Raw genomic sequence first — 1,597 nt, forward strand, 5'->3', positions numbered from 1 at the left:
GCCGATCTCGGCGCCGCGACCGACCACGGTCCCCCCGATGAGGACCGCCCCGGCGCCGACCCCCGCGCCGTCGTGGACGAGCGCCTCGCCGTGGTGGCTCTCGAGTGCGGGCGACGGCGCGATGCCGCGCACCAGGTCGGAGGACCCGCGGACGAAGTCCTCGGGCGTGCCCATGTCCCGCCAGTACGCCGAGTCGACGAAGCCGCAGACCCGCCTGCCCTCGGCGAGCAGCTGCGGGAAGGTCTCGCGCTCCACCGAGACGGGGACGCCCTCGGGGATCTGAGCGATCAGTTCACGCCGGAAGACGTAGCAACCGGCGTTGATCTGATCGGTCGGCGGGTCCTGCGTCTTCTCGAGGAACTCCAGGACCCGGCCGTCCTCATCGGTCGGCACACAGCCGAACGCACGGGGATCGGAGACCCGCACCAGGTGCATGGTCAGATCCGCGCTCTTGGCGTGGTGGAGATCGAGGATCCGGGTGAGATCGGTCCCGCCCAGCACGTCGCCGTTGAACACCATGATCGTCGAGGCGGTGAGCTCGTCCAGGACGTTGCGGATGCCGCCGCCCGTGCCCAGCGGCTCGGTCTCCACCACGTACGTCAGCTCCAGATCGAGGTCGGACCCGTCCCCGAAATGCTCCTCGAACACCTCCGCCTTGAACGACGTGCCCAGCACCACGCGCCGGATGCCCGCCGCCCGGATCCGCGAGAGCAGATGGGTGAGGAAGGGCAGACCGGCCGTGGGCAACATGGGCTTGGGCGCCGAGATGGTCAGCGGCCGCAGGCGGGTCCCCTTGCCGCCCACCAGGACCACCGCCTCGGTGTCGGCGATCAGATCGCGCGGCTCGGCGCTGGAGGGGGTCGTCGAGGTCACAGTCCTACTCCCGATGTCGTGGGGCCCCGGCCGCGCGCTCGCGCGGCCCACACGGGCCGGTGGATGGTCTCGTCCGGCGCGTCAGCGAAGATCGCGCCGGGCGGACCGGATCGCGAGGCGGCACCGTAGTTCCAGACCCGCCCTCAGCGCCCAGCGTATCGGTGCCTGCCACGCGGCCGGATGCCTGTCCGCCTGGAACAGGTAGGCGCTGTTGTGGTGTGCCCGGAGGGTGAACTCCGGCACGGTCCTGGCCGCGTGTCCCTGGTCGTGGTGGATCACCGACGACGGCACGTAGACGCTCTGCCACCCGGCCCGGCCGAGCCGGTCCCCCAGGTCCACGTCCTCCAGGTACATGAAGTACCTCTCGTCGAACCCGCCGAGCGCGTCGAACGCCTCACGTCGCAGCAGCAGGCACGACCCGGACAACCACCCCGCGGTCCGTTCGGACTCCATGTCGGAGTCGTCGAGGTAGTGGGCGGTCCACGGGTTGCCCGGCCACACCGGACCCAGCAGGGCGTGGCCGATACCGGCGCCGAGCCTCGGCACGGCGCGGGCCGAGGGGTACACCGAACCGTCGGTCTCCGCGATCCTCGGGCCGAACGCCGCCGCCCGGGGCCACCGGTGGGCGGCGGCGAGCAGCGCGTCCACGGAACCCGGCTCGAACCACACGTCCGGGTTGACGACCAGCACGAACTCCTGGTCGAACTCCCCTGGGCGCCGGGCG

At 71.7% G+C, this 1,597-nt stretch carries 2 protein-coding genes; both read right to left on the reverse strand.

Annotated features, from left to right (window positions below; genetic code table 11):
• On the reverse strand, window positions 1-873 hold an 873-nt coding region (locus G6022_RS09640), incomplete at its 3' end, for an NDP-sugar synthase (protein ID WP_347238165.1).
• Between the two features lie 81 nt (window positions 874-954).
• On the reverse strand, window positions 955-1,597 hold a 643-nt coding region (locus tag G6022_RS09645; RefSeq protein WP_182691436.1), incomplete at its 5' end, for a glycosyltransferase family 2 protein.

Origin of the sequence: Dietzia sp. Cai40, assembly GCF_014145165.1 — a bacterium.
Classification (GTDB): Bacteria; Actinomycetota; Actinomycetes; order Mycobacteriales; family Mycobacteriaceae; genus Dietzia; species Dietzia natronolimnaea.